This is a genomic window from Pseudobdellovibrionaceae bacterium, from assembly GCA_019637875.1.
GTDB lineage: Bacteria > Bdellovibrionota > Bdellovibrionia > Bdellovibrionales > Bdellovibrionaceae > JAHBUW01.
This window is the reverse complement of record JAHBUW010000007.1, coordinates 32304-56874: the sequence shown is the minus strand read 5'-3', so window position 1 is coordinate 56874 and position 24571 is coordinate 32304. Positions and strand designations below refer to the sequence as shown.

Genomic DNA, 24571 nt, shown 5'->3' with positions numbered 1-24571 from the left:
ATAGACTGATTGGAATTTCAACAAGGGGAATTTCGGAATGGCCTTTCCGTACAAAGTCGGTTTCATCGGTGTAGGCAACATGGCGCAAGCGATGGTCAAGGCCCTGGTCGACACCAAAACCCTGAACCCCACGCACATTCACGCCTCGAACCGCTCTCCGGGAAAACTGCAAAAAGCCGTCGAGAACTGGGGCATCACCGCCGCGCAGATCAACGAGCAGGTCATCGACAATTGCGACATCATCGTGATCGCGGTGAAGCCCCAGGATTTCAGTTCGGCGATTGATCCCTTTGTCTCGAGCTTTCACGAAAAGCAGATCGTGGTCAGCTTGGCCGCCGGCCTGACTTTACACGACCTGCAAAAGAAAATTCCCCAAGCACGCGTCGTGCGCGCGATGCCGAATACTCCGTCCGTCATCCAGCGTGGCGTGGTCGGTTACTTGATGTCGGATAAAGAAAAAGATCGCGGTCTGCAGGTCATCGTCGAGGACCTACTCAGCCCGCTGGGCGCGGTTTTCCAATGCACCGATGAGGAGCAACTCGAAGCGCTGATGGTTTCGTGCTCGTCGGGAACAGGCTTCGTTTTCGAGTTCATGTCTTACTTCCATGATTGGATCCTCGAGCGCGGCTTCGAAGAGGCCGACGCCCGTCGCATGGTCGTGGAAACCTTTCTGGGCGCGGCCCAGCTGGCGGCGCAAAATCACGACCTAGGTCTTGAAGAGCTGCAAAGCCGGGTCACCTCGAAGAAGGGCGTCACGGCCGCAGGTCTTGATTCCATGAGGGAATTCGAAATCGAACGGGCGCTTCGCTACAGTTTCGAGAAAGCCGCCCTCCGTAACCGCGAACTTGCGAAGAGTTCCAACTAAAGGTTATCCTGAAGGCGTCGCCTAAGATCTCGCGCTTCAAGGAGGAAGCCATGAAACTGACGCCGATCGACATCCGTCATCGCCAATTCGGTCGCAGCATGTTCGGACTGAACGAAGAAGAAGTGATCGAATTCCTGCAAATCGTCGCCACGGAAATGGAAGCCCTGGTCCTCGAACGCAACCAACTGCGTGAGGCCGTTCGCGAAAAAGAAATCGCCTTCGCCGAAACCCGCGAGCGCGATCGTCTGTTGCAATCGACCATCCAAACCGCATCGCAAATGTCCGAGCGCTTGCGCGTAGACGCCGAGCGCGAAGCGAAACTCATCATCGCCGACGCCCAACAGAAAGCCGAAATCATCACCCGTGACTCACGTGACTCGCTGAAGAAGATCTACGGCGAAATCTCGGATCTGAAACGCGCGCGCCTGCAGTTCGAAGCAAACCTCAAGGGCCTGGTCCAAGCGCACCTCACGATCCTCGAGCAGGGCGAAAAGACTCAACCCGCCTTCGGCCTCCCCCGCGCGAGCATCGACGAAACCAAGATCACCGAAATCTCGCCTCTGTCCGCCGGGTAAAAGGTAGCCGGGGGCGCCCAGCCGCTTACTTCTTGAAACGCGTCGCATGACAAAAGGTAGCTTCTTCCCGATAGTTTCGCAGGTGCGAAACTATCGGGAAGAAGCTACCTTTGCGTATGCCCTTCCTGAAATCGACGAAACGCGGCTGGGTGCTCGCCGTGCAAATTCAGCCTCAAGCTTCCAATAATGAAATCGTGGGTGTTCACGGCGATCGGCTGAAGATCAAAGTGAAGGCTCCGCCCGTCGATGGCGCCGCGAACGAAGAGCTCGTGCGCTTTCTAGCGAAGCGTCTGGGCGTCCGCCAAGCAGACCTGGAAATCGTCGCCGGCGCGACGTCGAAGCAGAAAAGCTTGGCTCTCCCCGCGTCGCTGGACGAAAGCGCCATCCGCGCGGCTCTGGAATAAAAAAGGTACCTTCTTCCTATTGGTTGCGCACGGCCAGTGGCGCACCTGCGAAACCAATAGGAAGAAGGTACCTTTCGTCATGCGACGCGTTTCAAGACGTGAGCGGCGACCTTTACTTACTTGCCGCTGATCAGTGCGTCCATTGTTGCGAAGGACATGGTTTGGACATCTTGCACGAGCTTCGCGACGGAATTTCCGGTCTCTCCCGATTGCGTCGTTCCCACCGACAAAGTGAAGGCATGACTTCCGCCACGTTGAGCGGAGACGAGGTCCGTCAATGTGCTATCCGCAAACGCCGTGCTGGACCAAGTTTGATTTCCGTCCACGAGATTCCCGGGCGTATTCGGATCGCTGGTGACGGGTATCGACGGGGTCAGAGTCTTCGACTCCAATAACGAGAATCCCGAGGTGTCGTTCCATGTTCCACCGACCAGGACTCCCGGAGCGGAGCCACTGAATCCGGTTTCCGCGGGGTTCCCCATGCGCCAATTGCGCGTGGGACTCGACGGATTGTCGACGCCCGTATTCGTGTCGAAGTCCCAACAGTTCGTGCCCAAAACGACGGCCCCGGCGGTGGCGCCCCCTTCGTCGCAGACCGCAAAAGCCTCGATGATGTGCGATCCCTTGAACCGAGTTTGGAAAATCGTCGTACGCAAACGCGACTCGGTAATGGCGCTGTAATAGCCATGCGAAGACTGCTTCTGCACGATATCGGCGATCCCATTGTCCTCATCGACGAGAGCCTTCATATGAGCGACCCATTTCGTCGTGGTGGTGTTCATATAGACAGAGTGGTACTCTTCCCAGGTCTCGACAATGGCATTTGCGGAATCCGTGTTATCCCACTTCACGATATTCGCCCGCTCTTGCACTTCGTCCGCGTTCGCCGGAACGCCCATGACGTCGAAGAACTCGATCAGCTCGTAGCGGATCTCACCTTTGGTTCCCGCGGTGTTTGCTTTGTAGTTAAAAATGTCTTTCCCGCTTTTTGTAACCACGGCTTCGATGTCATAACCATTCGGGTCGGCGGAAAGTTCGGCCACGACCGCCGTCAAGGTCACACCGCCGAGGGTTCCGGAATAAGTTCCGGGCTTATTGATCCCCATGGATTCCACCATGCAGACCAAGAAGGGAATGCTTTCCACGATCCCGACGCAGTTCTCACCTTGGTTCGTATTGGTCACCAGTTGCTTCAGGGTCAGAGCAGGAGTTCCCGACGACGCCGACTCCGCCCATGGCAAACTCATCGTGCCGATCGACGAAGCCACGACCGCCGAGCTCGCGCCCGTCATCTGAGGCAAATCCACCTTCAGATAACCCGTGCCTTTGCGAGTCGAACTCGAACCGCCGCCTCCACCACCACCGCCGCTGCAAGCCGCGGTCGTCAAAGCCAATCCCAACGCCAGTCCACGCAGTGCCAATTTCATCAGTGTCCTCCTTGAACAAAGCTCATTCTGGTGTCAACCAACAGACCCGCGCAAGCCCTCCTCAAGCCGAACCAGACTTAGGACGAAACGCGTGCCGACAGACGTTCAAGACACTCTCAAGATTGCGGTTCCTTATTGCAAGGACGCTTGTTTTTCCGAGAGGAAACCGCTCACGCCGTCGAGGGCGTAGAACACATTGATGTAACTTTCTTCGTCCAGGGCCTGCGCGATCTCACGCGCACGAACACCGTCGCCATCGATCAGTAAAATCGGCGCCGCAGGTTCGAGTTTCAACTCACGCATGCTTGTTTTCAACGCGCCGAGGTCGGGCTCGCCGGTCATCGGGACCACGATGTGATCGAGGTGCATCTTCTCCATGCCCTTGATGTCCAAGCCATCGAAAGACGCCCAGGCGAAAACGAAAAAGTGAACGCGCTGACGAAGCAGATTCAAAAACTGAAAAAGTCCGAGAGGCATTAGGCGTCCGCCTTTCCCGTCGAAGGCACCCGCGAACCGAGCGCGACGATCAGCACGCACGCGACCAGCGCCGTCGCCGCCGCGATGTAGTACGGTGCAGAGTGCGACAGACGCGCGTAACTCCAACCGCCGACCAACGGCCCCACGATGCGACCGAGCGCCGAAAATCCCTGCGCGGTTCCCAAGATGCGCCCCTGCTCGTGTTTACCCGCGAGCAAACTGACGCTCCCCAGAACCGACGGATTCACGAGGCCCTGACCGAAAGGCAAGATCGTCATCGCGACACCCAGAATCCAAAGCTCGTCCGCGACACCGATCAATCCTAAACTCAAAGCGAGCAAGAAAAGTCCGACGCGCAAGAGCAGCTTTTCGCCGTAACGGGGAAGCAGTTTGCGCACCAGATAACCTTGCATCACCGTCGCGAGCACGCCGATGTAAACGAAGCCCAGACTGATTTCAAAAAGCCCCCACCCGAAATGATCCGCCACGTAGAGCGCGAGCGTGGATTCCATGGTGGACATCGCGATCGACGCCAGTGCGAAACTCAAGACCAAAGTCCCGATCACGGGCTTGCCGAGCGCGGTCCGCATCGCCCCGACTTTGTCGATCAGCGCCAGTAATCCACGACGCCAGCCGGGACGCTCATCCCGCGCGGTGGCCTCAAGCTCGGCCGGAACTCGCGTTTCTTTCAAGTAACGTAAAGCCATCAAAAAATTGACCAAACACAAAACCGCCACGCCTAAAAGCGTGAAGGTCGAGGCGAAATAGGGCTCGCTCGAAATCTTCGAACCCCAGAGCGACAATCCTCCGCCAAGAGCCGGTCCGAAGATGAAACCCAAACCGAAAGCCGCGCCGATCAGCGCCATGCCTTTCGATCGCTCCTTCTCGCTGGTCACGTCGGACACTGCGGCCGAAGCGGTGGAAAGGCTCGCGCCGAAAAAACCCGCGAGTCCGCGCGCGACGATCAGCATTTCCACGCTGCGCGCGAACGCGAAGATGATGTAGCAGAAGACCTCAAGTCCCAGACAGGTCAGCAGGACGCGTCGACGCCCCACGCGATCCGACAGCGCACCCCAGAAGGGCGAGAACAAAAACTGATTCAAACTGTAGATCGCCATCAGCAATCCCAGCTCGAAAGAAGTGGCACCAAGGTCGCGGCTCAGCATGGGCAAAAGCGGAATAATGACGCCAAAACCGACCAGGTACAAAAAGACGGTCAGAAAGATGACCTTGAGTTCGGATTTGTTTTGATCACCCATGAGGCTTGCAGGATTATTAAACAATCCCATTTTTGTCAGGTGGATAACGCATGAGAATGAACAGACTTGGACCAGCCGTCCTGGCCGTGACGCTTGTCGCCTCAACCGCGACCTCCATCGCCCATTCGGCGCCCTATGATGACTTTAAATTCGGCACTCCCGAACGCATCGACATCAAGCTGGAGGCGAGCTACGCCAAAACCGAGGGCAATTTCGAGAAATCCGGCAATACCTTCACGAAGTTGAACTCGGGCTCGTCCTTCGCGACGACGGACTTCGATTTTGGCGCGCGGGCCGAAATTGCGCCCCGCTTTCACCTTTACGGCTCGGGCCGCCTGACTTCGGCTGAATCGACCAATACCGTTTTCGGCACTCCGCAGACAAAAACCAATACGGGCTTCGCCTACGGTCAGGTCGGCACCGACTTCGTTCTGGTCGCGGGTCGTATTTTGGTGATTCCCGACTTCTCGTTCACATTTCCCATCGAATCGACGGAAAGAAAGCCCGACGCAAAGGTCGCGCTGAGCGAAGGCGTGATCGAAGCCAACGGCCGCATCGTCCTGCGCGTCGAACGCCGCAGCTACCGTTTCGGCGGTTTCGCCGGCGTCACTTACCGCGACGGCGGACGCTCGACGCTTTTGCCGTACGGCGCGCTGTTCGAGTTCTCGTTCGGTCAAAACGGCCGCTGGAATATCGGCGTCGACGCCCGCGGTTACCAAAGCCTGAACTACGACAAAGACACCGACCGCGAAACCGCCATCGACGCGACCTACTTCTGCCCCGTCAACGGCTGCGCGAAACGCTACGCCGCCTTCAACCCCTCCTCGATGGAGTCGAACCTGTGGTTGCGCGTGAACGCGACCCCGGAATTTTCGTTCCACTTCGGTGGCGGAATGGATTGGAGCGGCTCCAACGTCGCACGGGATGCCATTTTCCAAGGCGGAATGATCTACCGCTGGGATTATTCGGGTTTGCGCAGGAAGTCGTCGCCCTATACTCCCAACTACGAGAATCCGAGCACGTTTGAAGAAAACGTCCGCGATGGCGTCGACCAACGTCCGTTCCAGAACCAAGCGCCCAAATCCGTGACGCCGCAGACGCAGATCATGGCTCCGGAAGAGAGCCCCGCGCCGACGCGCCGGGCGCCGCGCCGCCCTCGTGAAAAGACGATCAATATCCAAGACGAGCTGAACAAAACAGAGATGCAAATGGAGGACAATTCGACTACAAATGACGGAAACTGAGGGTTTCCATGTCGTCGAATGAAAAGTCCGCGCAAGCTCTGTCCGATCGCTATAATCCCACCGATGTGGAAGCACGTATCTACGGCTGGTGGGAAAAGAGCGGCTACTTCAAAGCTCAAGATCAAAGCACCAAGCCTCCGTTCTCGATCATCCTGCCCCCGCCGAACGTCACCGGCTTTCTGCACTTGGGGCACGCGCTCGATCATACCATCCAGGATTGTTTGATCCGCTGGAAACGTATGAGCGGCTTCAATGCCATGTGGTTGCCGGGAACGGATCACGCGGGCATCGCGACCCAGTCGGTGGTCGAAAAGGAACTCAAAAAAGAAGGTCTCACCCGTCACGGCCTGGGCCGCGAAAAATTCGTCGAGCGCGTCTGGGCTTGGAAGAATCAGTACGGCAACCGCATTTACAATCAAATGCGCCAGCTCGGCGATTCTTGCGACTGGGACCGCGCGGTCTTCACGCTGGACCCCGGCGTTTCCAAAGCCGTCCGTAAAACCTTCGTTTCGCTTTACAAAAAAGGCTGGATCTATCGCGGTCAGCGCCTTGTGAACTGGTCGGGACCGCTCGAGACCGCGATCTCGGATCTCGAAGTCGAACACAAGACCGTCAAAGGCTCGATGTGGCACATCCGCTATCCGCTTGAAGACGGATCGGCACAGCTGATCATCGCGACCACGCGTCCGGAAACGCTCCTCGGCGATACCGCCGTCTGCGTGCATCCCGATGACGAACGTTACAAACACCTCATCGGTAAAAACGTGATCCTGCCGCTCTTGAACCGCAAGATCCCGATCATCGCGGACACCTACGTTGATCCCGCGTTCGGCTCGGGCGTCGTGAAGATCACGCCCGCGCACGACTTCAACGACTACAAGATCGGGAAGACGCACAAGCTGCCGTTCATCAACATCCTGACCAAACAGACGCTGCTGAACGAAAACGCGGGTCCCTACCAAGGTCTCTCGGTGGTGGAAGCGCGCAAAAAAGTTCTGGAAGACCTGAAGGCCAAGGAACTCTTCGAAAAAGAAGAGCCGCACTCGCTGAACGTGGGTCACTGCTCGCGCTCGGGCGCGGTCGTGGAGCCCTTCTTGTCGGAGCAGTGGTTCGTGAAGACCGAACACCTCGCCGTCCCCGCCCAGCGCGTGGTCGAATCCGGCACGATCAAAATCGAACCCGAAAATTGGACGAAGGTTTACCTGCACTGGATGTCGATCATCGAGGACTGGTGCATCTCGCGCCAGCTGTGGTGGGGTCACCGTATTCCCGCGTGGTTCTGTACCTCGTGTGAACACATCACCGTCGCCGAAGAAGATCCGCACTCCTGCGAAAAGTGCGGTAAACCCACGATCGCGCAGGATGAAGACGTCCTCGACACCTGGTTCAGCTCGGCGCTTTGGCCGTTCTCGACGATGGGTTGGCCGGAAGAGACCGAAGCGCTCAAAACCTTCTACCCGACGAACTTCCTGATCACCGGACACGACATCCTGTTCTTCTGGGTGGCGCGTATGGTGATGATGGGACTCGAGTTCCGTCGCGACGTCCCCTTCCGTCACGTCTACCTGCACGGCATCGTCCGCGATGCCCAGGGCCGCAAGATGTCCAAGTCGACCGGCAACTCGGTCGATCCCGTGGAGCTGATCGAAAAGTACGGCGCGGACGCCCTCCGCTTCTCGTTCCTGGCGCACATGCACGGCGGAAAGGACTTCAAGTTCAGCGAACAGCGGACCGAAGGCTACCGCAACTTCATGAACAAGATCTGGAACGCGACCCGTTTCGCGCTCGGCTCGCTGCAGGACTTCCAGCCCGGCCCCGAGGGCGCGAAGATGTTGCCGCAAAAAGCGAATCTTTCGCCTTACGATCAGTGGATCCTCACGAAGCTCGGCACAACCATGAAAGCCGTCGACGAAGCACTGGAGCAAACCCGCTTCTCGGACGCGGCCTCGGCGCTCTACAGCTTCGTGTGGTACGACTTCTGCGACTGGTACATCGAGTTCTGTAAGCCCATCTACGCCTCGGGATCGCCCGCGGAAAAGCAGGCGACCCAAACGGTCATGGCTTTGGTCCTCAACCGGATCATGCGCCTTCTGCACCCGCTGGCACCCTTCATCACCGAAGAGCTTTACCAAAAGCTCCCGCTGAAAGGCGAAGCTTGCATCGTCGACCAGTACCCGACCGCACGCAACGATCGCGATCTGCTCGCGCTCGGTTCGGATGCGGCCGCACGCGAAGTGGATTTGATCAAGGACGTCGTCTCGGCGATCCGTAACATCCGTGGGGAAAATCGGATCTCGCCCGCCGTGAAGATCAACGTGCGCATGGCACCGTCGGACGATTTCGCACAGAAAGTTCTGGGCGCGCACAAGGGTTCGATCATGGCCATGGCCCGTCTGGAAACTCTCGACATCGGCGCCGAAGGCTCGCTGTCGAAGTGCGCGGTGGCACTCTGCCAAAGCGAACAGTCGACCGTGAAAGTCATCATCCCGCTGGAAGGCCTCGTGAACATCGAGGAAGAGATCAAACGTATCGAAAAGACCATCGAGAAGGCGAACAAAGACATCGCGATGCTTTCGGGACGTTTGAACAACGAAAACTTCGTGAAGAACGCGGCCGAAGAGGTCGTCGAAGCCGACCGCAAACTTTTGGAAGACGCCCGCAATCAGGTCGTCACCCTACGGGAATCGCTGACCCGCCTGCAATCCTAACGGATGCAGGTGCAGTTCTCGGTGCCTTCCATCTTGTCGCAGCGGAAAAAGATTTCGCCGCGAACGATTTCGAGCTCGGTCGGTTGACCGTCGAGCTCGATCAGCTCCAAACGCTCCCCGCCGGCGAACTGATAGTAGCGTGACGTTTCTTTGCGATGGATCTCGCCCTCGTTCAGTAGATTCGAAATCATCACCATATCGGGATTGAGTTCTTCGGCTTCGGTCAGCGGAATCCGCATCGCCTTACCGCTTTGATCGATTTGGAAAAGCGAAAGGTTCTGCCGAATCCGCCCTCCCTCGTCTTCGATGTTTTCCAGATGAACCTTACGGTCCATGCCTTCCGGCAGACGCACGATCCAATCCGTCCAGAGATCCCCTTGCATCATCGCGGGGCCAAGATCCTTTTCGATCTCGACGAGGGCTTCCTCGGTCCGTAAAACCCGCACGGGGTCCGGCGTCGCCGAGGCCTCCTTAGGTTCACCCAAGCCCTCGGCCGAAAGCTCCGGCGCGCGCAAACAGCGCTGCATCTCTTCCAGAATGTCCGTGGGGATACCTTCGCCGGGAGTCATCGGCTTCGCCTCGAGGGCGCCCAGCATCGCTCCGACGGACGAGGACTCTTTGATCGGCGCGCCCGTGGGGCCGCTCGCGGCGATATCGCCTGCGGTCGGCGACGGGACGGATTCGTTCCCCGAGGGCCGGACCAGCAAAAACACCCCCAAGACCACGACGATCAACGCCACGGCGATGAGCCCTTTTTTCCAGGGTTTCGGCTCACGAGAAAGGGATGGGGAGGAGGCGTCCGACACTTACGAAATCCTTACCAGCCCATGGGCTGAACGCGGTCCGCATTGAAAGAAATGAGGTCCTATGGCAAATCTAAAGGGAGAGCCCTGGGTGTTCAACCATTCAAGTGGATTTACGATGAACAAAGTCCTTCCCCTATTGCCATGTGAGCCGCCGCTGTGGGCTCCGGATCGTCACTCGCAGACGATCCTGGGGGAGATGTTGTGGTCACCCAGCATTCGTCAGCCGGGCCGTCGCCTGGAAGTCGGACTGCCCGACGGCGACCGCGTCGTTTGTCGCCTCTACGATCAAGATTCGGACTGCGTCGTCGTTTTATTCCACGGCCTGGCGGGCTCGGCGCAATCGAAGTACATGCAGCGCGTGGCGCACGAATTTTTGCGCGAAAAATACTCCGTCTGTCTGATGAACCACCGTAACTGCGGCGAAGGCAAGGGACTGGCGCGCGAGCCTTACCACAGCGGGAAGTCCGGCGACTTGGGCGCCGTGATCAAACGTCTGCGCACCGAATTCCCCGGCAAAAAAATCATGGCGATCGGTTTCTCCATGAGCGCGAACGCGCTGCTTTTGCTGATGAGCCGCGTGCTGCCGGGTCTGAACGTCTTCACGCTCGACGAATTCGCCCAGGCGGAAGCGAAACATCCCCTGGATCTTCCCGATTACGCGATCGCGGTGAATCCACCGATCAATCTGCAAAAAACCACCGAGTGGTTCGACGCGTGGTCGAACAAGGCCTACGCGGTCTACTTCATGTCGTACCTGCAAGTCTTGATTCGCGACATGGATCGCGACGGCTTGATGAAAGCGCCGCCCTCCATGAGCTGGTTCAACTCCATCGGCGCATTCGACAACTACTTCACGGCCCCCGTGGGCGGCTTCAAAAGCGCGATGGAGTATTACACGAATTGCAGCTCGCGCAGTCATCTGACCAAGATCGATCGCCAGACGATCATTCTGACCAGCGCGGACGATCCGTTCATCGACGGCAGCGACTTCTTGAAGACCGATTTGTCCAAAGACGTGCATCTGCACATGGAGCAGGTCGGCGGCCACATGGGTTACATCCACAACGACTACACGCCCATCGGCTCGAATCGCTGGTTGGACTACGCGCTCCTCGAGACCGCGAAGCTCATGCTGTACTAGGGAGTATAGGTACACCTGAATCCGATAAGATAGAAATTCGATCCCGTGGCATCACCTGAGATCAAGACCGTGTAGATCCCGGCGGAGTCCCAGAAATTTTGCGCGCCTCCGCGCTCGACCAGAACGGCGCTGGCACTTTGTCCTTGCGCACGTCCCATGCCCTCAGCGGCATTTCGTGAACTCGACGAGGGCGAAAGAAGCGTACGATTCGTCGCCGACAAGGTACTATGCTCGACCCAAACATCCACCCCGGAAACGAAGGTCGGCGAGGTCCCCAAACTCGAGAAATCATCATAAATCATTTCGCGGATATTGCCCGACAAATCCCAAATCACCCGGTTATTCGATAGCCAATGCGTTCGTCGCAAACGGTTCCACGTCGACAGATCGCAGGTTTGGCCCGTACCAAGGCAGGATTGATTGTCGTTCGCGGAAGCCGCTTGCAAACCGCCGTTTTCCGTATTGCCACGATTCACGGCTCCGCTGCCTACGCTGCCACCCGACCAGTTGCGCGCATCGAGCTCGATGTTGCGAGCGATGGTCATCCACTCCGCATTGGAGATCAGCCGGTAACCCGTGCCCAAGTTCGCGCACTGGGTCCGCGCACCATTGCGCGTGATACTGCCCCAAGGGGTTCCAGCGGGAACGGAGGTAGCGACTCCGCTCACGTTTTTCATTTCATATTTGGCCACACAGAAATTCGAAGTCCCGAACGTGACATCTCCCGGAACCCGGATATAACCCGTCGGACAGAAAGCCGAAGCCATGGTTCGCCAGTTGGTGCCGTCACAATAAAGAAGCTCTTTGGTCGTTGCGTTGTACTCTTGCCGCCCTTGCACCGAACATGCGCTCCCCAAGCCGGCATCGACGTCAAGGATCCTCACCCAATTCGAACCATTACAGTATTTGAATGCCGTCTGCGCCGGATCATATTCAATCTCGGCCTCTTTGGAGCAGGAGGTGAGAGTCCCCGTCGTGACGAAATCGTTCCAGACATCGCGCGCGCACAGCTTGTATTTCTTGTCGTCCGAAAAATAGTTTCGGACACCTTCAGCCGCAGTGGGGGAGGTGCACGCCGCGAGAGTCCAGGATGTCTCAAAAACCGCACAAATCAAAATGAGAAAAAAAAGGCCGGCTTTCATGAACTCCCTCCGCAAAGAACTCCATTTTCCGATACGAAATCCAGGATTCAAGATCGAATCGCAGAAGTCCTTTTTATCCTCCTCTAGCCTTTAGACTGATGGACCGACAAGAGACTGTGGGACGTTCAGATTCACATAGAATTCAACAGTTGCTGGCAACGAGCGCGTTCATGTTTTTGGTCGCGACGAACTTCATCAACTGCAAAATGCCCGCGGACGGCTTTACGGATGTCGATATCGAGTCGTCGCTTCCGACACCCACTCCCGCGGCCTCACCGACTCCAATCGACCCCGCAGTGACCGCCAAGATGCAAGCGATCGTGACGAGCCAACAAGCGACATCTCACGAGGCCGCGATTCCCGACATCCGATTCGATTGGCAAAGGGGACCGGGACCGATCATGCAGTCCCCCGCCAAGGACGACATTCCTTCGTGGTTCCCGCATACGAAACCCGATTGGTGCTACATCTTGAATACGTGGATGCAAGTGTTCGAGGCCGACGGCAACACCGCCACCAATACGCGAGTGCAGTATCGCAACCTGAAGCTCTTCGTACTTTCGCAGTCAACACGGACATGGAGCCAGTTGCGAAACGATGCCCTCCCCTGGACCGACACGTGGACCTATCCGTTCGCGCACGTTTCTAATATGGGTATGAGGAACGAATCCTCGGGCGTTTCTTTCAAACCGGCCTATCCGGATTTTGGTCACGGCTACGGCACGCACAATACGATCGTACCCCAAGATATCCGCGCGGTCTTCGTCTCGATGGAGACCCGCTTGATCTTGGACGATCCGAGCGGAGCCGATGATCGCGCCTCGGCACGCTATCTCGTGAATGTCGGCGCGGACTACTGGCCCGATGCGGCCTCGGTGAACACGACTTGGTCCTACGCACCGGGCGTGGGCCACGGACGTTTCATTCTGGCGACTTCGAATTGGCGGTTGGCGACGATGTTGGTGCCGAACGGCCGCTACGGAGCGGACTACCAAGAGATGATCGACAATCCCCCGCCGCTCGATTGAATCATCGAGCGCGGAACCCGTTCCCCCTCCGAGATCCGGAACTCCGCGCCCGACGCAGTGGTGACTACTTCAAAAGCCCGATTTCGCGCAGACGTTGCATGAGGAAATCATGCGACGAGATATCGGGATACTTCGCGCCCGCGCCCCGGCAGCTCGGGATGCAGCTCAAAATCGCCTCGGGATTCGGGTGCATGAAGAAGGGCATCGAATAGCGGCTCTTCTGACCGGCTTCCGGCGAGTTGATCACTTGGTGCGTGGTCGAAGGAATGACTTCATTCGTGATCCGCGCGAGCATGTCGCCCGCATCGACGATCAGCGTGTCGGGCTCGGCGTCAACGTCCAGCCAAGTGCCATCGCGATCTTTCAGTTGCAGTCCCGTCGCGGTCGCGGCGGGCAAGATCGTGATCAGATTGATGTCTTCATGCGGAGCCGCGCGCAGGCAGCGCGGATCGGTGCCCGCGGGGATCGGCGGATAGTGCAGCAGACGCAGGATCGAGTTCCCCTCCGACACCATGTTGTCGAAGTAGTGTTGGGGCACGTCGAGCGGCAAGGTCAGCGCTTGCAGGAGCGCTTTGCCCGCTTCTTCGAGCTTGAAGTAAAGCTGCTCGAAGGTCGGACGGAACTCGGGAATCTCCGAGGGCCAAACGTTGTTCGGATAGTACTTCGCCAAATTGTGACCTTCGGGAACTTCACGACCGACGTGCCAGAACTCTTTCAAGTCCATGACCGCCGCATTTTTCGCGTGTTCGGTGCCGAACGGAGTGTAGCCGCGCTGTCCACCGTGGACGCCCGCGTACTTCTTTTTGATTTCGGTCGGCTGCGCGTAGAAACGCTCCAGAATATCGTAGCCTTGGCGAAGCAAGCTCGACGAAACGTCGTGATCTTTCAGGATGATGAAGCCGTAATCTTTGATGCCGGAATAGAGTTGTTCGATGAAACGGCGGCGTTCGTTGTCCGCTCCGTCCGTGAAGGCCTTCAGACTCAGTACGGGTACCTGGCGCATCTCATCCCCCCAGTGTTTGGTTGCCTCACCGCTTAGCAAGGGCGGGCCTCGGGGATCAATGAAAATACATTATTCAGTCTTGGTATATTGAGGGACGACCTTCACGATGCGCGCGCGTTTCGGCTCGGGGAACTCGAAATGGACGTCCCCGCCTTCGATACGGATCGCGTGAAGCTGCCGATATTTCGCGTCTTTTTCGCCCTCGAACCCGCGGTAAACCACGGGGCGCGGGTCCAAAGCGACGCTCTCTTCGATCAAGGTCTTCAGCCTTTCCCCCGCCGTTGGGCGGCGGCGCATCCATGCTTCCAGCCCCACCAGGGCTTCGGGAGTCCATTCGACTTCGGCCCGGACCGCGTCGGCGCGGGCCGCCCAGCCGGCGCGCGCATCGGGCTTCGACTCCACCATGGGAAGATAGGGTTTCACGTCGTAAATCGGCGTCCCGTCGACCAGGTCCGGCCCCGAGACCCAAAGCCGCGCGCCCTCGCGCCTTTCGAGCTTCACGAGCGAAAGTCCCAGATCGTTCGGGCGGTGCGGACTGCGGGTCGCGAACACGCCGATGGAACCGCCTTTCAGGCGCGGCGGATGCACCTTCGGACGGTAAACTTGATTCGTGTTCTTATGGAAGCCGAAGATGAGCCAGAGGTGACTGAACTCTTCGATGCCTTCGAGCGCGAGCTCGGGCTGCCACTCCCGCTCGAAGATCAACTCACCCCACGCGGCCTCGACGAGGCCGGGCTGACGGGGCACCCCGAACTTGTCGGGGTAGCAGGTTTTGAGATGTCCCACGGGTTTGAGCTGCATGCCTCGTGAGAGATAGATCGGGTCTTCCGAATAGCCAAGCAAGAAGTCACCGCACGGGCGGGCGTTTACTTTTTATTCCACAGATCCTGCAGCTCGCTGAGGTGCTTCACCCGAATGTTACCGGTGCCGCGCAAGCGCGGGGTCTTCAGGGCGCAGTGATCGTAGTTACGGTCGGGATGGATGATGTGCCCGGGCTCGCCGCCGGCCTGATCGAAGTAGTTGGTGCCGAAGTAGTTGTTCCTCATCACGACGTTGATGTTGGGACACTCGACGCCGTAATTCAGATTGTCCGAGACCACCAGCCCGTAAGGATGGTTGCTGGTTTTCCAGAAGAGGTTCCCCTCGACCAGGTTATTGTTCGAGCCGTCGCGGAATTTCACCGGATACCCGCTAACGTTCACAAAGAAGTTGTTCCGGATGACATTGTCATGCGCGGAATAAGCAGCGTAGATCGCGTGGATCTTCCCCAACTCAACGCCCGGCTTGTTTTCGATGTGGTAGAAGCGGTTGCCGCTGATCTCGTTGTTCCGTGAGTTGGCGATTCCGAGGGCCGAGTAAGCGTGCTCCGTTTCGCCCGCCACGTGTAGCTGGCCGATCTTCAGGAAGAAGCACTCCTTCACCGAGTTGTGCGAGTTGAACGCGGCGCGGGCGTCCTTGAGGCCGTTCAGTTTGATGCCGGCGTGGTAGCCCTCGATGTCGAGCTGATAGAAGTGCAGGTTGCTACGCTTGTTATTGACGGCCAGTACCGAAAAGAAAGATTTAGCGGTCGAGCTCGTGCGCAGGAACCTCGGGCGACCTTTCATGCCCGTCCAAGGACGGAAGGTGATGCGGTGATCGGGCGAAGCGTAAGTCCACTGGACGTCCTCATCCACGTATGTTTCGGGATGGATGTTCACCACGATGTCTTTTTTGAATTGGCCGTAGGTGTTCGTGATGGCCCGGAGAACGCCGTTCAGGTTTTTAAGGGGTTTCTCCGGATCGGTGCCGGCGTGGCCGTTCGCGCCGCTTCCCTTCATATAGAGGTGGATCGTGGACGGTACCGCCGCCCGCTCGCAGGCGAGGTGCTTGAACTTGCCGGACAGGACACCGTCAGTGCAGACGCGGGTCTCCGGCTCGCATGCGCCCTCAAAGCCGACGTTCGCGACCCGATAGGCCTTGACGGTCTTGCCGTGGGCGACGACCTCGTCGCCGATTTTGCAGTCGAGGGGCTTCTGCTCGACGCAGGTGCCGTATCCGTAGCTTCCGGAAAGGATGCCGTCCGCGCATTTTCGGGTTTGCCGCTGACACTTTTGTCCGAAAGGAACGGACGCGCTCGCGTACATGACGGCGCTCGACCCGTGATCGATTGTTTGACGGTCCGCCGCGCAGGACCTCATCGCGCGGGCGCAACTCGTATGGGTGAATTCTCCGCTCAGAACTCCGTTGGAGCAGAGCCGATTTTCGGATCGACAGTCCTCGCCGACCGGATTCATGAGGGCGTAGGCTTTTGTTGTCGCTCCGTGAGGGATCGTTTTTCCGCCGAAGAGGCACGAAAGCGGCCCCTCCTTTTTACATTTCGCGAATTGAAAACTGCCGCTCAAGATTCCGTCGCTGCACACACGCTTCTGAACTTCGCATGCACCGTTGGATGTTGAGTACGCATCGACCGACTTTCCATGAGGCACGACTTTCCCGTCAAAAAGACAGAGTTTCTTCGCGCCCATCACCGGGTCACACTCCGGAAATTCGAAACGACCCGACAACTCGCCATCGGTGCAAATGCGGGTTTCAAATTCGCAGGTCGTCGCGGCGGAACTTTTATACGCCAAGATCCCGACGCCGTTTTCGACGACAAAACCATTAAATTCACAATTGAGAGAAGAGGGTTCCACGATCAGGTCACTACAGCTCGGATCAGCGCATGCGAGTGACCGCTCCATGGACGGCTCACGGTTCGCCATCTCCATACTCGGAGCACAGTTCTGGAATATGGTTCCAAGAAAAACAACGTAGGTGGCGACGAACCCTACCCGTAAGAGCTTCAGGACATTCCCTCTGATCATAGTTAGATTAGATCGGCTGGTCCTGTAAAATCCGTAAGCAAAGTTTCGGTAAAAGGCGCCCGGGGCGCCTCATACCGAGACGCTACTCATCACTTCTTCAGTACGATCTCGTCGAAGAACGCGCGCATCGCCTTTTGCGAGCGCTGATCCGCCAGTTTATTGTAGGCGGCGCCCGACGCGACGTTATCCCCCGCCTCGGGATTCGAGAACTTGTGGACGGCGCCCGCGTAGGAAATGAACTGGTAGTCGACTTTCGCGTCATCCATCTCTTTGTAAAATCCCGCGATTTCGGCGGGCTTCACGAAGGGATCGATCGCGCCGTGCAGGACGAGGACTTTAGCTTTGATACTTTTCGCATCCGCCGGCGTCGGGCTGTCCAGACCGCCATGGAAACTGACGACGCCCGCGACGGGCGCGCCCGCGCGCGCGAGTTCCAAAACCGTGGTGCCGCCGAAGCAAAAGCCGATGGCCAGCATCTGGTCCTTGTTTACGTTCTTCTGCGCGAGCAGCGTATCGAACGCCGCCTGCGCCCGCTTACGCAAAAGCGCGCGGTCGGATTTGTATTTGCCCGCGAGCTCCCCGGCTTGCTTCAGATCGGTGACCTTCACGCCTTTACCGTAGATGTCGGCGGCCAGTGCGATGTAGCCCTGGGCCGCAAGTTCTTGGGCGCGCGATTTGGCGTAGTTGTCGAGTCCCATCCACTCGTGAACGACGATCACCGCGGGACGCGCGCCTTTGAATTTGTCGTCGTGGTAAAGGACGCCCTCAAGAACGGTGTCGCCCTCTTTGTATTCGATGGTTTTCGTATGAAGTTTAGCGAAAGCGGTGGCGCTCGTGAAAAGAGTCAGCGCGAGAAGTCCCAGAGTCTTGCCGTACATGTCGCATCCTTGGTTGGGGTTGAGACCCGCAACGCTAACTCAGGATGCCCGCTTTCGCCATCAGCGCTGCGCGGTTCTTGACGAAAATCTCTTTTCCGCGAAGTCCCAAAATGCCTTCGTCCTTCAATTCGGTCAGATGACGCGACAGGGATTCGTTGATCGTTCCCGAAAGCTGCGCCAACTCGTTGCGGCTCAGCCGAAGACCGATACGAATTCCCTCGCTTGCTTCGACACCGAAGCGATCCGCCAGGCCCAAAAGACACTGCGCGATCCGCTCTTGCACACTGGCCAGATAGCGGCGGGCTTCTTCCGCCACATTGTCTTCGACCTGCTGTCCCAGTGAATGCAAAAGCGTACGCAAGAGTGTCGGCGGCCCGCTCATGATGCGTAAGATCTCACTCAACTCGAAGACTTCGACTTCCGTACGCGTCAAGCTCCGGGCGCTTTCTTGAAGACGCTCTCCCGCCAAAACCGCCCGGGCGCCCAGAATGTCTCCGCCCCCCGCGATACGGGTGATAAATTCGGCATGGCCCATCCGCCCCCGAAGCCCCGAAACGTTCCGAGTGAGTTTCACGGCACCGGACTTCACGACAAAGATGAAGGTCGGCGCTTCACCCGCCTGGTAAAGCCAGTCGCCTTCGGCAAACACCCGAACTCCGAGACTGGCTCCCGCCGTCACCGCCGTACTGAAAGACCGAGGGTCTGGGCTATAAAATTGAGAAGACAGGGGAAGGGAAGTCTCGGCGTCCATGGCTGAACTATATGATTATCTATTGATTAAGTATATGCTATTCAGTTATTATTCTTGAGCAATTCCCGGCTCCTCGGGAATGGAACTAAACACCTGAATTTTGGAGGGAATTCGGCGGTTGACGTGGGCTCGCCCAGTTCCTAAAGTCCGCGTCAAAAAGGAGCCCGCCATGTCGCCGAATCCGCTTCGCTTCGTCCTGCGCCTGATTCTCCTCCAGGTGCTGGTGGTGCCCGTCGCCTTCGCTCAACTCAAAGTCGGACTCGTCCTCGATAAGGGCGGCAAAGACGACAAGAGTTTCAACACGGCGGCCTTCGTCGGCGCGACCCGCGCGCAAAAAGAACTCGGTATCGACCTGAAGTACGTCGAAGCTTCGGACCTCAACGCTCTCGAAAACTTCCACCGCGGCTTTGCCCGCAAAAAATTCGACCTCATCATCGGCGTCGGTTTCGCCCAGGCCGACGCGGTCAAAAAGGTCGCGGCACAATTTCCCGAGCAGAAATTCGCGGTCGTCGACGCGGAAGTCTCCGCGCCCAACGTGCGCGCGCTTTTGTTCGAAGAACATGAAGGTTCGTTCCTCGTCGGCGCCTTGGCCGCGTTGACCTCGAAAAGCGGCAAACTCGGCTTCATCGGCGGCATGGACATTCCGCTGATCCGCCGCTTCGAGATGGGCTACTCCGCGGGAGCCAAAAAAGTGAATCCCAAAGCGACGGTCACGGTGAACTACATCGGTGTGACCGGCGACGCCTGGAACAATCCCACGAAGGCGAAAGAACTCGCGCTCGCGCAGTTCTCAGGCGGCGTGGACGTCACCTTCGTCGCAGCTGGCGCTTCGGGCGCGGGCGCGTTCGAAGCCGCGGCGACGCAGAAAAAATTCGTGATCGGGGTCGACTCGAACCAAAACTGGATGCGCCCGGGCACCGTGCTGACCAGCATGCTCAAACGTGTGGACGTCGCCGTTTTCGATACCATCCGCGACGTCAAAGAAGGCAAGTTCCAAGCCGGTGTCGCGCGCTTCGGCCTGAAAGACAAAGGCATCGATTACGCCGTCGACGAACACAACGAAAAGTTGATCACTCCCGAAGCCAAAGCGAAACTCGAGCAGCTCCGTGCCGATATCTTGGCCGGTAAAATCAAAGTTCCCGACTACTACCAAACCAAGAAGTGATGTCCACACCGCTGCTCTCCATCGAGAACGTAACCAAGGTTTGCGGAGTAACGACCGCGAACGACGATATCTCGTGGCGCATCGAGAAGGGCGGCATCCACGCGCTGATCGGCGAAAACGGCGCCGGCAAATCGACGCTCATGAAAATCCTGTTCGGCCTCGACACTGCCGACACCGGACGCATCTTCTGGAAAGGCGCCCCGCGCCCGTGGGCGTCGCCGCTCCAAGCGAAAGCGGTGGGCCTGTCGATGGTTCACCAACACTTCATGCAGGCCGAAAATCTGACGGGCCTCGAACACTTCGCACTCGAGGTCACGGCGAGTGTCTCTGGACCACGCGCGCTCGTCCCTTTGAATCGAAGCCGTTTACGCGAACGCGCCGAACGACTGGCGGCCCACTACGGACTCCCGGTGCCGTGGGATAAACCCGTTCGCGAAATGTCCGTCGGCGAGCAGCAGCGTCTGGAAATTCTGAAAGCGCTCGCCCATCCGAGCGAGCTTCTGATTCTGGATGAACCGACGGCGGTCCTCGCACCCCAAGAAGTCGCCCCGTTCCTCGAACGTTTGAAGCTGCTGAAGGCCGAAGGCAAAACCATTATCCTGATCACCCACAAACTCAAAGAGGTCTTGAGCATCGCCGACACCATCACGGTGCTTCGGCGCGGAAAGCTCGTCTGGACCGGCGCGATCGGCACGGAAACCGAACACAGTCTGGCCGAAAAGATGATCGGCGAAAAGCTGCCGCCCCTTCGTGACGAGGCGGCGGTTCGTTTGGGCGAAAACGCGGGCGTACGCATCCGTGTCCGCGGCGGTCGGCATCGCGAAAATCCGCACCGACGGCTCGGCCAATGGGATTTGCAGCTTCGGCCCGGCGAAATCGTCGGCTTCGCCGGCGTCGACGGCAATGGCCAAGACGAGCTGACCGAGATGCTCGTCCATCCCCGTGAATTCCTCATCGATGGTGAGGTCACTTGGGACGAAGCGGACCTGACCGTCATGGGACTTCCCGAGCTGAAAGCGCGGGGCCTGGCCTGGATTCCCGCCGACCGTTTGAATCAAGCCGCGATCCGCGAATTCAGCGCGCTGGAGAATTACGTCCTCGGACGTGAAGCCGACCACAGCCAACGCGGACTCATGCGTTGGACCGAGGCGCGCGTCGAACTCGAACACGACCTAGAGACCTTCGACGTCCGCCCCCGCGAAACGGAAAAGATATTTTCGGGATTTTCGGGTGGCAACCAACAAAAGGTCGTCGCCGCGCGGGAATTCCGTGCGCGCCCGAAATTCATCTGCGCCTGCCACCCCACCCGCGGCATCGACATCTTGGCCGCGCGGCGGATTCACGACAAACTCCGCGAAGCGCGCCTGAACGGCGCGGTGACCATGCTCGTTTCGGCCGACGTCGACGAGCTCTTCTCGCTTTGCGACCGCATTTTCGTTCTTTACCGCGGCGAACTGCGCTTGGAGCTTCCGCGCGAAAAATTCTCGGCCGAAGTCGTCGGCCGGGCGATGGCGGGGTTACAATGAACGCGCTTCTGAAATCGGCCACAGGATTGGTTTTGGGATTGGCGCTGAGTCTGTCCGTCGCGGCCGTCGCCGGCGAAAGCCCCGCGACGATTTTGCGTATCCTCTGGACGAGCGGCACCGCCTCGCCCGAAGACATCGCCCTTTCCTTGTTCTACGCGACGTCGCTCATGTTCACCGGTCTCGCGGTCGCGATCAGCTTTCGCGTGGGCCTTTTCAATATCGGTGGCGAAGGGCAGCTCAACATGGGCGCGCTCGCGACTTCGCTTTTGGGGCTCACGGTTTTCACGACGGGCGATTTCCCCTCGGCCATCGCGTACCCCGTCGCCGTCATGGCCGCCTTCTGCGGCGGCGCGCTTTGGGGCGGCCTCGCGGGTTGGCTGCGCGCCTATCGCGGCTCGCATGAGGTCGTCGTCACGATCATGCTGAACTTCATCGCGGTGGGGCTGCTGAGTTTCTTCGTCGTCGAGAAATTCCAAAGCTCATCTTCGCAAAATCCGGAAACAGATCTCCTCCCCGCCTTTTACTCGTCGATGGCTTGGGACCCGATCCAAAGATGGTTGCCGTCGAGCCCGCTCAACATCTCGTTCCTCGTCGCGCTCGCGCTTTGTTTCTTCTTTCAGTGGTTCTTCGCGAAAACACGTATAGGCTTCGAATGGCGGGCGATGGGTTGGAACGCGCGGGTCAGCGAGCACCAAGGCCTTCCCGTTAAACGCTGGATCGTGGTCGCCATGGCGGTCGCCGGCGGCATCGCGGGTTTGGTCGCGATGAACGACATCTTGGGATCGTCGGGCAAACTCCGCTACGGATTTTCACCCGAGTACGGCTTCATGGGGATCGCGGTCGCGCTGCTCGCGCGCAACCAACCGCTCGCGGTCATTCCCTCCGCGCTTCTGTTCGGGCTTTTGCATAAGGGCGCCGCGGATTTGGACATGGAAACCGAGCTCATCAATCGCGACTTCGCGAAAGTGATTCAGGCCATCATCATCTTGTCCGTCATCGGCTGCGAACTTTTGCCGCTGGGACGCCTGAAGAGCGTCTTCAATAGAACGGAGGCCGCATCGAAAACTTGATCGCGGAATTCTTTCTTTCGGTCTCGCGTTTGGCGCTGCCGCTCATGCTGGCGGCGATCGGCGGCCTTTTGTCCGAACGCGCGGGCGTCGCGCAGCTGGGACTCGAAGGAATGATGTTGCTCGGCGCGCTGACCGCTTCGGTCACGGCGCTGCTGACAGGTTCCACGTGGCTGGCCCTCTCGGCGGCCATGGGCGCGGGCGTCGCGTTGGCCTTGATTCAGGCTCTGTTCGTTTTGCGTTTTCGTTCCGACCAGATCATCGTGGGCACGGCCTTGAACCTTTTCGTTTTCGGGCTCGCGCCTTTCATCACCAAAATTCTTTTCGATACGACGGGCTCACCGCCGCCACTCGCCCCCGAAAAGATGATGGGCTTGGAATTCTATGCGCTCGCCGCCGTGTTGATCGGATTGGTCCTCTATCTCTATTACCGCAGCATTTGGGGTCTGCGTCTGCGTTTCGCCGGTGAAGCCCCCGAGGTTCTCGTCAGCGAAGGCCTCTCTGACGTACGTATCCGCCTGGGAGCGCTCGCGGCCTGCGGACTCCTCACCGGCTTGGGAGGCGCAAGCCTGACGCTTCTGATTTCGGCCAGCTACTCGCCGATGATGTCGGCGGGACGCGGCTTCATGGCGCTGGCCGCCGTGATCTTCGGCGCGTGGCGACCGGTACCGACTTTGCTCGCCTGCCTGTTCTTTGCCTTGATCGACGCCGCCCAAATCCGCTTGCAGGGCGCCGTCGACGTGCCGGTCCAATTCATCCAGATCCTGCCGTACGTCGTGACAATCGTGGCGCTTGCGGGTTTTTATCAACGCCATTCAACGCCGAAAGGGATGGGTCGTCATGGGTAAGTCGCTTTTGCTGATTTTCGCGTTAGTCGTCGGATTCAACGTCAAGGCCAATGCTTGGGGAATGCGCGGTCACCAGGTCGTATGCGAAGCCGCGATCTTCTCGGTGGCGGATGAAAATCTCTCGCTCTTCCTGCGGGCGCGCGTGCCGATGTTCGCAAGCCTCTGCAACATCCCCGATACCTCATGGCGTTCGAAAGGCCCCGAGATCACCGCGATCAACGGCCCCACGCACTTCATCGATCCCGAGGTCATCGGCCTTCTTCCTTCGGACATCGGCATCGACTACCGCAAACTGCAAATCGAATTCGAAGGGAAAGACAACCAGTATAAAGAAGGGACGAAGATCATGTCGCTTCACCGCGAACTCGGTTCGGTGTGGTGGCGCGTGGATCAGTTCGTCCGCCGCGGCTTGGACTTCGCCGGCATCGCGGAAAAAGCCAAAAAACCCACGAACCGCGGAGAAGAACAAGACGACAAACTCGCCTTCAACCAGTCGATCTATGAGTGGATGGTGAACGTCGCGATCATGGGTCACTTCGTCGGCGACGCCAGCCAACCCCTGCACTCCACCGCCGACTATGACGGCTACAAAGCGGGTCACGGCGGCATCCACTCCTTCTACGAAGACGTTGCCGTGAACCACCAAGACGAGCGCCTGACTTTGGAAGTGATCCAAGAAGCCCGTCGCCTGCTCAAACAGGCCGAAACGCTCCCGAAAACGAAACGTGACCCCGCCAAGAATAAAGAGATCGCATTCCTGCTTCTGGAAAACCCCGTGGAAAAGATGCGCGCGTTGAGTACGCTTTCGGCCGGCGATCTTCCCGCCCTGCTGAAAGTCGACAAGGTGAAGAAGCCTTCGAGCGTACAGAACGACAAAGGCATGGAGATCCGCACCGCCGCCGAACGCGAGATCACACCCAAGATGGCGAAGGAGTTCCGGAAGCTTCAGGTGAAGCACATGGGCCGCTCCGCCGCGCTTTTGGCTCAGCTCTGGAGCCGCGTTTACGAGCGCTCGGGCAAACCCGATCTCGCCTCTTACAAAGCTTACCGTTATCCGCACGAGCCGGACTTCATTCCGCCCGACTATTTCGATTTGAAGTTGGAAAAGAAAGCCGAGTGATTTTTCTTCTCGGCCTTTTGCTGAGCGGGCCTCGCGCCGAGGCCCATCTTCTGGGAACCAGCCCGTGGTGCACGGCGAACTCGCCGACGCACTACGAGTGTTTCTTCTACGATCGGGAAACTTGCGACAAAGCCGCCACTCGGCGCACGACTTCGTTCGAGCGCTGGGAGTGTCTGGGATATCCGCCGAACTTCGCGGACTTCCCGAAGGTGGGCGAGGCGACTCCGACGCCCACGCCGACCCCTTCCCCGACACCGACTCCCCGTTCGCCTCCGCCTCGTCCGCGCAAGTAAA

At 58.4% G+C, this 24571-nt stretch carries 23 protein-coding genes; 13 read left to right on the top strand and 10 right to left on the bottom strand.

Annotation, left to right across the window (positions count from 1 at the left end; all coding sequences use genetic code 11):
- Positions 1-37 precede the first annotated feature (37 nt).
- From KF767_10120 to KF767_10110, 3 genes are all read left to right on the top strand, one after another.
- Positions 38-865 carry a pyrroline-5-carboxylate reductase gene (locus tag KF767_10120; protein ID MBX3018234.1) on the top strand — a complete coding sequence of 276 codons (828 nt, stop codon included), beginning with the start codon at positions 38-40 and terminating at the stop codon, positions 863-865.
- 50 nt (positions 866-915) lie between these two features.
- Positions 916-1440, top strand: coding sequence for a DivIVA domain-containing protein (locus KF767_10115; GenBank protein MBX3018233.1), 525 nt, complete (start codon positions 916-918; stop codon positions 1438-1440).
- Between the two features lie 116 nt (positions 1441-1556).
- On the top strand, positions 1557-1844 hold the full coding sequence (locus KF767_10110; GenBank protein MBX3018232.1) for a YggU family protein: 288 nt from the start codon (positions 1557-1559) through the stop codon (positions 1842-1844).
- A 116-nt stretch (positions 1845-1960) separates the two neighbouring features.
- On the opposite strand, the gene KF767_10105 is transcribed toward KF767_10110, so the two are convergent.
- From KF767_10105 to KF767_10095, 3 genes are all read right to left on the bottom strand, one after another.
- Complete coding sequence (locus KF767_10105) at positions 1961-3271, bottom strand: hypothetical protein (protein ID MBX3018231.1); 1311 nt, start codon at positions 3269-3271, stop codon at positions 1961-1963.
- 132 nt (positions 3272-3403) lie between these two features.
- Positions 3404-3748 (bottom strand): rhodanese-like domain-containing protein, encoded by a 345-nt coding sequence (locus KF767_10100; GenBank protein ID MBX3018230.1) that lies wholly within the window; start codon positions 3746-3748, stop codon positions 3404-3406.
- Complete coding sequence (locus KF767_10095) at positions 3748-5037, bottom strand: MFS transporter (protein MBX3018229.1); 1290 nt, start codon at positions 5035-5037, stop codon at positions 3748-3750. The genes KF767_10100 and KF767_10095 overlap by 1 nt, the downstream gene beginning before the upstream one ends.
- Positions 5038-5063: 26 nt before the next feature.
- Between KF767_10095 and KF767_10090 the strand changes: the two genes are divergently transcribed.
- Complete coding sequence (locus tag KF767_10090) at positions 5064-6251, top strand: hypothetical protein (protein MBX3018228.1); 1188 nt, start codon at positions 5064-5066, stop codon at positions 6249-6251.
- 8 nt (positions 6252-6259) lie between these two features.
- Positions 6260-8959 (top strand): valine--tRNA ligase, encoded by a 2700-nt coding sequence (locus tag KF767_10085; GenBank protein ID MBX3018227.1) that lies wholly within the window; start codon positions 6260-6262, stop codon positions 8957-8959.
- Here the strand turns inward: KF767_10085 and KF767_10080 are convergent.
- Positions 8956-9765: a hypothetical protein gene (locus KF767_10080; protein MBX3018226.1), complete on the bottom strand. Its 810-nt coding sequence runs from the start codon at positions 9763-9765 to the stop codon at positions 8956-8958. The genes KF767_10085 and KF767_10080 overlap by 4 nt on opposite strands.
- A 115-nt stretch (positions 9766-9880) precedes the next feature.
- On the opposite strand from KF767_10080, the gene KF767_10075 reads away from it, so the two are divergent.
- Positions 9881-10906 carry an alpha/beta fold hydrolase gene (locus KF767_10075; protein ID MBX3018225.1) on the top strand — a complete coding sequence of 342 codons (1026 nt, stop codon included), beginning with the start codon at positions 9881-9883 and terminating at the stop codon, positions 10904-10906.
- On the opposite strand, the gene KF767_10070 is transcribed toward KF767_10075, so the two are convergent.
- Positions 10903-12048 (bottom strand): SUMF1/EgtB/PvdO family nonheme iron enzyme, encoded by a 1146-nt coding sequence (locus KF767_10070; protein MBX3018224.1) that lies wholly within the window; start codon positions 12046-12048, stop codon positions 10903-10905. The genes KF767_10075 and KF767_10070 overlap by 4 nt on opposite strands.
- Positions 12049-12197: 149 nt before the next feature.
- Between KF767_10070 and KF767_10065 the strand changes: the two genes are divergently transcribed.
- A complete protein-coding gene (locus KF767_10065; protein MBX3018223.1) occupies positions 12198-13076 on the top strand; it encodes a hypothetical protein in 879 nt (292 codons plus the stop codon).
- Between the two features lie 64 nt (positions 13077-13140).
- On the opposite strand, the gene KF767_10060 is transcribed toward KF767_10065, so the two are convergent.
- From KF767_10060 to KF767_10040, 5 genes are all read right to left on the bottom strand, one after another.
- Positions 13141-14079, bottom strand: coding sequence for an isopenicillin N synthase family oxygenase (locus KF767_10060; protein MBX3018222.1), 939 nt, complete (start codon positions 14077-14079; stop codon positions 13141-13143).
- A 69-nt stretch (positions 14080-14148) separates the two neighbouring features.
- Entirely contained in the window at positions 14149-14880 is a 732-nt protein-coding gene (tsaA, locus tag KF767_10055; GenBank protein ID MBX3018221.1) for a tRNA (N6-threonylcarbamoyladenosine(37)-N6)-methyltransferase TrmO, read from the bottom strand.
- A 65-nt stretch (positions 14881-14945) separates the two neighbouring features.
- Complete coding sequence (locus KF767_10050; protein ID MBX3018220.1) at positions 14946-16688, bottom strand: right-handed parallel beta-helix repeat-containing protein; 1743 nt, start codon at positions 16686-16688, stop codon at positions 14946-14948.
- A 323-nt stretch (positions 16689-17011) separates the two neighbouring features.
- The gene (locus tag KF767_10045) at positions 17012-17800 is read right to left on the bottom strand and encodes a dienelactone hydrolase family protein (protein ID MBX3018219.1); all 789 of its coding nucleotides are present in this window, start codon (positions 17798-17800) and stop codon (positions 17012-17014) included.
- Positions 17801-17834: 34 nt separating this feature from the next.
- Positions 17835-18449 (bottom strand): Crp/Fnr family transcriptional regulator, encoded by a 615-nt coding sequence (locus KF767_10040; GenBank protein ID MBX3018218.1) that lies wholly within the window; start codon positions 18447-18449, stop codon positions 17835-17837.
- A gap of 271 nt (positions 18450-18720) precedes the next feature.
- Here KF767_10040 and KF767_10035 point away from each other — a divergent pair, with 271 nt between their 5' ends.
- Genes KF767_10035 through KF767_10010 form a run of 6 tightly spaced genes read left to right on the top strand, consistent with a single transcriptional unit; the run spans position 18721 to position 24570 of the window.
- A complete protein-coding gene (locus tag KF767_10035; GenBank protein ID MBX3018217.1) occupies positions 18721-19716 on the top strand; it encodes a BMP family ABC transporter substrate-binding protein in 996 nt (331 codons plus the stop codon).
- The gene (locus KF767_10030; GenBank protein ID MBX3018216.1) at positions 19716-21242 is read left to right on the top strand and encodes an ATP-binding cassette domain-containing protein; all 1527 of its coding nucleotides are present in this window, start codon (positions 19716-19718) and stop codon (positions 21240-21242) included. The genes KF767_10035 and KF767_10030 overlap by 1 nt, the downstream gene beginning before the upstream one ends.
- On the top strand, positions 21239-22312 hold the full coding sequence (locus KF767_10025; GenBank protein MBX3018215.1) for an ABC transporter permease: 1074 nt from the start codon (positions 21239-21241) through the stop codon (positions 22310-22312). The genes KF767_10030 and KF767_10025 overlap by 4 nt, the downstream gene beginning before the upstream one ends.
- Complete coding sequence (locus tag KF767_10020) at positions 22309-23157, top strand: ABC transporter permease (GenBank protein MBX3018214.1); 849 nt, start codon at positions 22309-22311, stop codon at positions 23155-23157. The genes KF767_10025 and KF767_10020 overlap by 4 nt, the downstream gene beginning before the upstream one ends.
- A complete protein-coding gene (locus KF767_10015) occupies positions 23150-24277 on the top strand; it encodes a hypothetical protein (GenBank protein ID MBX3018213.1) in 1128 nt (375 codons plus the stop codon). The genes KF767_10020 and KF767_10015 overlap by 8 nt, the downstream gene beginning before the upstream one ends.
- Positions 24274-24570, top strand: a complete 297-nt coding sequence (locus KF767_10010; protein ID MBX3018212.1) for a hypothetical protein — start codon at positions 24274-24276, stop codon at positions 24568-24570. Before KF767_10015 ends, KF767_10010 begins: the two co-directional genes overlap by 4 nt.
- Position 24571: the final 1 nt, after the last annotated feature.

Excerpts from the sequence above, each read along its gene's own strand:
- KF767_10075 (MBX3018225.1), top strand. The coding sequence starts at position 9,881 with ATGAACAAAGTCCTTCCCCTATTGCCATGTGAGCCGCCGCTGTGGGCT.
- KF767_10090 (MBX3018228.1), top strand. The coding sequence starts at position 5,064 with ATGAACAGACTTGGACCAGCCGTCCTGGCCGTGACGCTTGTCGCCTCA.
- KF767_10120 (MBX3018234.1), top strand. The coding sequence starts at position 38 with ATGGCCTTTCCGTACAAAGTCGGTTTCATCGGTGTAGGCAACATGGCG.
- KF767_10070 (MBX3018224.1), bottom strand. The coding sequence starts at position 12,048 with ATGAAAGCCGGCCTTTTTTTTCTCATTTTGATTTGTGCGGTTTTTGAG.
- KF767_10100 (MBX3018230.1), bottom strand. The coding sequence starts at position 3,748 with ATGCCTCTCGGACTTTTTCAGTTTTTGAATCTGCTTCGTCAGCGCGTT.
- KF767_10095 (MBX3018229.1), bottom strand. The coding sequence starts at position 5,037 with ATGGGATTGTTTAATAATCCTGCAAGCCTCATGGGTGATCAAAACAAA.
- tsaA (MBX3018221.1), bottom strand. The coding sequence starts at position 14,880 with ATGCAGCTCAAACCCGTGGGACATCTCAAAACCTGCTACCCCGACAAG.
- KF767_10030 (MBX3018216.1), top strand. The coding sequence starts at position 19,716 with ATGTCCACACCGCTGCTCTCCATCGAGAACGTAACCAAGGTTTGCGGA.
- KF767_10025 (MBX3018215.1), top strand. The coding sequence starts at position 21,239 with ATGAACGCGCTTCTGAAATCGGCCACAGGATTGGTTTTGGGATTGGCG.
- KF767_10110 (MBX3018232.1), top strand. The coding sequence starts at position 1,557 with ATGCCCTTCCTGAAATCGACGAAACGCGGCTGGGTGCTCGCCGTGCAA.
- KF767_10060 (MBX3018222.1), bottom strand. The coding sequence starts at position 14,079 with ATGCGCCAGGTACCCGTACTGAGTCTGAAGGCCTTCACGGACGGAGCG.
- KF767_10035 (MBX3018217.1), top strand. The coding sequence starts at position 18,721 with ATGTCGCCGAATCCGCTTCGCTTCGTCCTGCGCCTGATTCTCCTCCAG.
- KF767_10105 (MBX3018231.1), bottom strand. The coding sequence starts at position 3,271 with ATGAAATTGGCACTGCGTGGACTGGCGTTGGGATTGGCTTTGACGACC.
- KF767_10015 (MBX3018213.1), top strand. The coding sequence starts at position 23,150 with ATGGGTAAGTCGCTTTTGCTGATTTTCGCGTTAGTCGTCGGATTCAAC.
- KF767_10115 (MBX3018233.1), top strand. The coding sequence starts at position 916 with ATGAAACTGACGCCGATCGACATCCGTCATCGCCAATTCGGTCGCAGC.
- KF767_10045 (MBX3018219.1), bottom strand. The coding sequence starts at position 17,800 with ATGTACGGCAAGACTCTGGGACTTCTCGCGCTGACTCTTTTCACGAGC.
- KF767_10085 (MBX3018227.1), top strand. The coding sequence starts at position 6,260 with ATGTCGTCGAATGAAAAGTCCGCGCAAGCTCTGTCCGATCGCTATAAT.